We start from the raw sequence: 7,585 nt of genomic DNA, 5'->3' as shown, positions 1-7,585 counted from the left end.
TTCCTCGGCGTCATGTCCGGCCCCCTGGTCCGCTCCTCCTACCGCGCCGGACGCCTCTGGGCCACCGCGATGCGCAAGAAAGGCCGCGAAATCCCCGCGCACTTAGAGCACATTGCCCACATCGCCGAAGGCATCCAGGACTCCGGCACCACCCGCCAGGAAGCCCGCACCCTCCTCGCACACCACGCCACGGCCTGATCCGCAAGGAGCCAGCATGTTTCCCACCCGGATTGAAATCATTCCCTCAGACGGAATCGTTGAGAAAGTCCAGGCCGCCGTGCCGCTTTCCACAACGCTCACCATCACCTGCCTGCCCCATCACGGCATCGTGCGGACCATGGAGGCTTCCGTCAAGCTCAGCCTGCTCGGCTACAACGTGATTCCGCACCTCTCGGCACGCGGGCTGGAGCACCGGTCGCAGCTTTCCGGCATCCTCCGGGATTGCGAGGCCGCCGGGATCAGTGAGGTCTTCGCCATCGGTGGAGACGGACCTCTTGGCGCGGGCCCCTACCGATCGAGCCTTGGGCTCTTGGCGGATATCGCCGAGTACACCGGCGGCAGCATCACAGCGGGCATCGCCGGTTACCCCGAGGGACACCCCTCCGTGAGCGGGCTGGACTTGTTGGACGCCCTGCTGGCGAAACAACAGCTGGCGACGCATGTTGTCACGCAGATGTGCTTCTCCGCGCCGAAGATCCTCGACTACGCCGCGCTCCTGCGCCGGGAAGGCGTCGAGCTTCCCGTATGGGCCGGCGTGGCCGGAGCAGTTCCCCGGACAAAACTGCTGGCCTTGGCAACCCAGATCGGCGTCGGGACTTCGCTGAAGTTCCTCAGCAACAAGGGAACTCTTGCCCGCAAGCTCCTGGGCCCGGACAAGTACTCACCGGAAACCCTGGTGTCCGAGCTCATGGCGCAGCCGGATGGGGTCTCGGGAATCCATCTCTACAGTTTCAACCGACTGGACATGCCCATCTGGGAGCGAAACGATCTGCCCGATCCTGAGGCCAGCGAAGCAGCGACCGCGTAGCGCGGCCAACCGCTTGGGTCCCGGAAACCCCTAGCTCCCCGGGACCGAAATCACCGCGACCGTCTTCTGGTTGTCGTCGCGCAGTTCCACGCCCGAAATCCCGGCGAGCTGGACCGGCGTCGCGCCCGTGACCTTGATGTGCCCGCTGGACGTCGCGGTCCAGCCGCAGGCCATTTCCTCCGTGCCGTCGCGGCCCTTGACCCACAAGTACATGGTGCCTTGCGGCGGCATGCTGCGGCCTTCCAGCTGCAGCTCCGTCCCCCACGCCTTCCGGACGAGCCCCACCGTGAGTTGCAGGCCGTTGTCCGTCTGCACCGAATAGCTGGCGTCTGGCTTGGGCGGCTGGTTCAACACGGGCCCCGCCAATATGCCCACTCCAAGGCAAGCGGCGGCAACGGCACCCACCAGGGCCGTCCACCGGCGTCGGGATTTCCGACGCCGAGCTGCCATCTTCAGGAGAATCGGATGCGGAAGCGTTTCTGAAAAAGCCCCCATAAGTGAGCGGGCGTCGGCAGTGGCCGCGGCGGGCTCGACGGCGGAAGGCTCGACGGCGGGGCGCCCGGCGGCGAGCGCGACGGCGTCGGGCACGGGGACGGCGTCGAGGAGGGCCGGGAGGCTTTCCAGCTCGCCCAACGCGAGCCGGCAGTCGGCGCAGCTTGCCAAATGCTCCTCGAAAACACGGGCCTCGGCAGGCTCGAGTCCGCCCAGCAAGTAGGCGCCCAGCAATTGGTGAAGTCCGGTTTCGTTCACCGCTGCACCCCCATTTCGTCGAGAATCGTGCGAAGCGCCCTGACGGCGTAAAAGGCCCGGGATTTCACTGTGCCGCTGGGGATGTTGAGCCTCAGCGCGGCCTCGTTCACCGTGAAACGTTCGTAATGCAGTGCTACCAGGACCTCCCGGTGTTCGGTGCTGAGCCGCAGGAGCGCCTCCTCCATGAGGACCCGGTTGAGGAGCTCGTCCACCCGCTCGGTGGCCTCCTCAGGGTCCGCCATGTCGCGTTCGGCAGCCTCTGCCGGGCGCCGCTGGGCCTTGCGGTAGTTGTCGATGATGACATTGCGGGCAGTGCGGAACAAATAGCTGCGCAAGCTGCCGGTGATCTGCGGTGCGTGCTGCCACACGCGGAGGATGGTCTCCTGCACCACGTCCTCAGCCAAGTGCGCGTCCGGCGTGCAGCTCAGCACGAAGCGGCGCAGGGCCGTACCGTGGTCGCGATAGATCGCGGCCACCACGTCCTCGTCGAGCGGCATCGGCGCCTCCTTGGTGCTCGGCTTCCCCTTCTCTTGCGTTACGACGTGCGCACCGCGAATAGGGTTCAAGCCCTGTGAACCATTCTTCACCCGGCGGCGTCGTACGGGTTAGCTTCCGGCACGTCCACGGCCGGTCGAAGCGAAGGAGCAAACCATGAAGAAGCAACTCGGCACCGGGCTCGGCATCCTTGCTCTGGCCATCGCCCTCACTGGCTGCGGAGGAAGCCCCGGAGCGTCGTCCTCAAGTGCCTCCAGCCCCGCGGCCTCGAGTCCGGCGGCATCGAGTTCGGCGAGCTCTGGCGGCTCGTCGTCGAGCACTTCGGCTGGCGCGGCGGAACTGAAGACGGCGTCGTCGAGCTTCGGCGCGCGAGTGGTTGCGGCGAACGGCAAGAGCGTCTACATCTTCGCGAAGGACGCCAAGGATTCCGGCAAGAGTGCCTGCACCGGCGGCTGCGCTACCCTCTGGCCTCCCGTGACAACGACGTCGGCCATGCCTGGAGTTGACGGAGTGAGCGGAACCATCGGCACCATCCCCACAGCAGACGGCAAGATGCAAATCACCATCAACGGGATGCCCATCTACTTCTACTCCAAGGACGAAGACTCCGGTGACACCTACGGCCAAGGCGTGGGCGGTGTCTGGTCGCTGGTCAGCCCGTCCGGCTCCATGGTGACCCCGAGCAGCAGCAGCACCCCAAGCGGCAGCGCCCCGAGCAGCAGCATGGGCTACTGAAACCCTCGCTCACCTTTGCACCCTAAAAGGCAAACGCTCGCTCAGATCTGTCCGGACCGGCCGGCAGATCTGAGCGAGCGTTTGTCCAAAAGGCCTCAAAGGTGAGCGGGCGTCCGCCTCAGAAGCCCCGAAGGTGAGCGGGCGTTTAGGCGTCTTCGAACTCGTCAGCGTCCTCGAACTCCACCGCGGCGATGATTTCCTTCGTCTCCGGGTGGATCATGAAGGCTTCGTCGTCCTCTTCGATCATGATGTAGTTGCCCTGGTCCGTGGCGAAGTGCCAGGCGAGGATGGTCTCGCCGTCATGCTCGTAGTTGGGATCGCCCATGGTGATCTTCTCCAGCTGGTAGCCGGCAACGTCGCACAGTTCGCGGATGATGAGCTCGAATTCGGGGGCGTTCTCAAGCTCGGCTTCGGCTGCCTCGGCCTGGCGCTCTTCGAGGTTCGGGATGAGGGCTACGCGCTCGGCGATGAGGGCCTTGAGCTGCTCCTCGTCCAAGTAGAGGACGCCGTCCTGGCTGCGGAGCCACGCTGCGTTGAGTTCGATGATGTCTTCGGTCTCGAGGAGGGATTCGAATTCGCCGTCGAGGGCTTCGAGCTCGGCAACGGCTTCCGGTGCCACTTCGGACTCGTCAAGTTCGCCGTCCAGGTAGGCCTCGGCATCATCCTCGGACAGCGCGTCAAAAGCCGCGGCGGTGCGGTTGAACAGCTCAAGGTGGCCTTTGGCGCCCATTCCTTCGAGGCCTTCGCGGACAAACGCATCCACCTCTTCGCGTTCCGGAACCGTGAACACGTACTGGGCGAAACCGCCCGCGAGTGCCTGTGTCAGGTAGTAGTCCACAAAGTAGCTGCGCAGGGCGTTGGTAGCGATTTCCTCATGGTTGAGGAGCTCCTCGTACATCTCGTTGACCACGGTGACGTTCGCGTCCACAACGTCGGCACTGTCGGCCTCGATGCTGTCCTTCGTCAGAACGACGGGGTTCTCATTGCTGGTCATGGGATTTCCTCACTGCTGGGAAGCTTGTGCTGCTCCGGACCCTTTCAACGTACGCGGGGGCGGTTGTCGGGCAAGCTAGGCAGAGGTGAACGTCCGGCAAAGTTTCAGGGCCGCTCAGTGGGCCCTAGGATTCATAGATAGCCTCCTGCCGAAAGTAGCCTTAACGAATGCCTTCCCACTCAGACGATTCCTGGGAACTGGCGATTCAGACACCCGCCATTAACGACCGCTCCCTCGCGGCCGGCCTCGCCTATGCCATGGGAAGCCGGGTCAGCGGCATCACCTTCGACTCCGCCACCGGCCTGATGATGGGCAAGGTCAGGGGCAGCGGCCCGTCGCCGTATTCAACGTCGGCCAAGCTGGTCCGCAAGCCCGGCGGCTGGAGCTGCACCGTGGGCGTGTGCAGTTGCCCCGTCCGGAAGGACTGCAAACACGTGGCCGCCCTTCTTTTCGCGGCCGAAGACCATCCCGCCGTGCGGGCACAGCTGCTCAGCGCGCCCGCGTTCGGGCAGACGGCCCAGCCCGGAGCAATCGTGCAGCGGCCGGCCTGGGAGCAGGCACTGAGCAAGCTCATCGCCACTCCAGGGACCACCCCGCAAGGCCAGGGCCTCCCCTTGGCCCTTGCCTTCGAAGTGGAAGAACCCGCCCCGCACTTCTCCTACACAGGCCGGCGCGACCCGCTCCGCAGCGTGCGCCAGCTCAAGGCCCGTCCGGTGATGATGGGAGCCAAGGGCAAGTGGATCCGGGGCGACGTTTCCTGGACCAACCTGAACTACCTTGGCTACAAGCGCGAGTTCAATGAAGCCCATATCGACTGGATGCAGAACTTCCTGGCCGCGCATTCCACTGCGGACTACCGGCAGCTCACGTCGAGCATGTGGATGCTCCTCAACGAATTCGCCGGCAAGAACCTGTGGAGCCTGCTGGCCGAAGCCTCGAAAGTCGGGGTCTCGCTCATCCACTCCGGCGGGGCCGAGCCGGTCCGCATCGCCGCGGAGCCCGCCGTCGTCGGGCTTGACCTCAGCCGGCCCGACGACGGCCTGCAGCTCGCGCCGTCGGTGACCTTGGGCGGGGACACTCTTGATCCCGCGACCTTGGGATTGCTTGGGCGTCCGGCGCATGGCTTGTTCTTCACTGGTCCCGGCGAGGGCCACTTGCCCGGGGTGTCGGCACCGGAGAACCTGATTACGCTGGCCCCCTTGGAGGGCGGCGAGTCGCAGGAACTCCTCGATTTCGTCATGGGCGCATCCCGGCTCCAGATCCCGGCGAAGGACGAAGAGCGATTCCTCACGGCGTTCTATCCGAAGCTCAAGCAGTCCACCCGGGTCACGGCGGCGGACCATTCCGTGGAGTTGCCGGTCCTGGCAGTGCCCACGCTGTCCCTGTTGGCGAACTACGGCTCCGACCACCGCGTGCGGTTGCACTGGGAGTGGCACTACAAAGCCGGAAAGCTTGTGACGGCCCAGCCGCTCTGGCGGCACCCGGACGACCACGGCTACCGCGACGACGCCGAGGAAGCCCGGATCCTGGAGACCTTGGGCCGGCCTTGGGACGTGGTTGGCGCGCTGGGCGAGTCGTCGAGCGGCGGATGGGGGGCTCCGCGGCTAGCGGCGTCGGTAGCTCTGGACGGGCTCGACACCCTGGCCTTCACCGAAGAGGTGCTGCCCCGGCTCCGCGAGCTGCCCGACGTCGTTGTGGACACCTCGGGTGAGATCGCCGACTACCGCGAGGCCACCGAGGCTCCCGTTGTCTCCATCTCGACGAAGGCCACCGACAGCCGCGACTGGTTCGATCTCGGCATCGTCATCACGCTCGAAGGCGAACCGGTGTCCTTCGCCGCGGTGTTTTCCGCCCTCGCGGCTGGCCAGAGCCGGATGTTGCTGCCGAGCGGCGCCTACTTCTCGCTGGACCTGCCAGAACTGCACCAGCTCCGCGCGCTGATCGACGAAGCCAGGTCCTTGCAGGACAACCCGGACCGGCACGGCACCCTCCAGATCAGCCGCTTCCAGGCCGGACTCTGGGATGAGCTCGCGCAATTGGGAATTGTCGATGAGCAGGCGGCTGCTTGGCGCGAGGCCGTGGGCGGCCTGCTCGACGACGGCGTGACCGGACTGCCGCTGCCGGGCTCGCTCGATGCGGAGCTGCGTCCATACCAGTTGGAAGGCTTCAACTGGCTGAGTTTCCTGTACCGGCACAGCCTCGGCGGTGTGCTGGCCGACGACATGGGCCTCGGCAAGACAGTGCAGGCGATTGCCCTGATGTGCGCGGCGAAGGAGCGAGCTGAATCCGACGCCGACGGCCCGGCCGGAGCGAGTGGCTCCGCTCCTTTCCTGGTGGTGGCTCCCACCAGCGTCGTGGGCAACTGGGCTGCAGAAGTTCAACGCTTCGCGCCCGGTTTGAGCGTGAAGACCATCGGAGAGACTTTCGCCAAGTCCGGCGCGGATCCGCAGGAAGCCATGGCCGGAACCGACGTCGTCATCACCTCCTATGCCCTGTTCCGGATCGACTACGAGGCCTACGCAGCCAAGGAATGGGCCGGGCTCATGCTCGACGAAGCCCAGTTCGTCAAGAACCACCAGTCCAAGGCCTACCAGTGCGCCCGCAAACTCCCGGCGTCCTTCAAGCTGGCCATCACGGGAACGCCGCTTGAGAACAACCTCATGGAGTTCTGGGCGCTGACCTCGATTGTCGCACCTGGGTTGTTCTCCAGCCCGCGCCGCTTCGCCGAGTACTACCAAAAGCCGGTCGAGAAGAACGGCGACAAGGCCCAGCTCGCCAAGCTCCGACGTCGGGTACGTCCCCTGATGATGCGCCGAACCAAAGAGCAAGTGATCAAGGACCTGCCGCCCAAGCAGGAGCAGGTCCTTGAAGTGGTGCTGAACCCGCGGCACCAGAAGGTGTACCAGACGCACCTGCAGCGTGAGCGGCAGAAAATCCTGGGGCTCATCGACGACGTCAATAAGAACCGCTTCACCATTTTCCAGTCGCTCACCCTGCTGCGGCAGCTGAGCCTGGACGTCTCCCTCGTAGACGAGTCCTTGTCCGCGGTGCGCTCGTCCAAGCTGGATGTGCTGTTCGAACAGTTGGAGGACATCGTTGCCGAGGGGCACCGGGCGCTCATCTTCAGCCAGTTCACGGGGTTCCTGGGCAAGGTCCGGGAGCGGCTCGAGGCGGAGGACATTGAATATTGCTACCTCGACGGCAGCACCCGGAACCGGGCCGACGTCGTGAGCGAATTCAAGAACGGCGCAGCGCCCGTGTTCCTCATTTCCTTGAAGGCCGGCGGCTTCGGCCTGAACCTGACCGAAGCCGACTACGTGTTCCTGCTGGACCCTTGGTGGAACCCGGCCTCCGAAGCGCAGGCCGTGGACCGCACCCACAGGATCGGGCAGGCCAGGAACGTCATGGTCTACCGCCTGGTGGCCAAGGACACGATCGAGGAAAAGGTCATGGCGCTCAAGACCAGGAAGTCCCAGCTTTTCGCGGACGTCATGGAAGGCGATGCCCTGTCCGGTGGCGCGCTCACGGCGGAGGACCTGGCGGGGCTCTTCGCGGAGTAGGGATTCGCCCCTGAAGCAACCGTT

General features: G+C 65.2%; 6 protein-coding genes and 1 pseudogene. 4 read left to right on the top strand and 3 right to left on the bottom strand.

The annotated features are described in order from the left end of the window. Window positions 1-198: pseudogene (locus BMF89_RS12470) on the top strand (lipoyl synthase); the annotation flags it as partial. 16 nt (window positions 199-214) lie between these two features. Then, a complete protein-coding gene (locus tag BMF89_RS12465) occupies window positions 215-1,027 on the top strand; it encodes a methylenetetrahydrofolate reductase (protein WP_078107415.1) in 813 nt (270 codons plus the stop codon). Between the two features lie 30 nt (window positions 1,028-1,057). On the opposite strand, the gene BMF89_RS12460 is transcribed toward BMF89_RS12465, so the two are convergent. Together BMF89_RS12460 and BMF89_RS12455 are read right to left on the bottom strand one after the other, a co-directional pair. Continuing rightward, window positions 1,058-1,777 (bottom strand): zf-HC2 domain-containing protein, encoded by a 720-nt coding sequence (locus BMF89_RS12460; protein ID WP_078107414.1) that lies wholly within the window; start codon window positions 1,775-1,777, stop codon window positions 1,058-1,060. After that, window positions 1,774-2,274, bottom strand: a complete 501-nt coding sequence (locus BMF89_RS12455) for a sigma-70 family RNA polymerase sigma factor (RefSeq protein ID WP_059389901.1) — start codon at window positions 2,272-2,274, stop codon at window positions 1,774-1,776. Before BMF89_RS12455 ends, BMF89_RS12460 begins: the two co-directional genes overlap by 4 nt. A gap of 154 nt (window positions 2,275-2,428) precedes the next feature. Between BMF89_RS12455 and BMF89_RS12450 the strand changes: the two genes are divergently transcribed. Next, window positions 2,429-3,007, top strand: a complete 579-nt coding sequence (locus BMF89_RS12450) for a hypothetical protein (RefSeq protein WP_078107413.1) — start codon at window positions 2,429-2,431, stop codon at window positions 3,005-3,007. A 145-nt stretch (window positions 3,008-3,152) separates the two neighbouring features. Here BMF89_RS12450 and BMF89_RS12445 read toward each other — a convergent pair whose 3' ends face one another. Continuing rightward, a complete protein-coding gene (locus tag BMF89_RS12445; RefSeq protein ID WP_078107412.1) occupies window positions 3,153-4,001 on the bottom strand; it encodes a hypothetical protein in 849 nt (282 codons plus the stop codon). A gap of 167 nt (window positions 4,002-4,168) precedes the next feature. On the opposite strand from BMF89_RS12445, the gene BMF89_RS12440 reads away from it, so the two are divergent. After that, window positions 4,169-7,561 carry a DEAD/DEAH box helicase gene (locus BMF89_RS12440; RefSeq protein ID WP_078107411.1) on the top strand — a complete coding sequence of 1,131 codons (3,393 nt, stop codon included), beginning with the start codon at window positions 4,169-4,171 and terminating at the stop codon, window positions 7,559-7,561. Window positions 7,562-7,585: the final 24 nt, after the last annotated feature.

Origin of the sequence: Arthrobacter sp. SRS-W-1-2016, assembly GCF_002009585.1 — a bacterium.
GTDB classification, from domain to species: Bacteria; Actinomycetota; Actinomycetes; order Actinomycetales; family Micrococcaceae; genus Arthrobacter; species Arthrobacter bambusae_A.
This window is presented reverse-complemented; position numbering and strand designations above follow the sequence as displayed.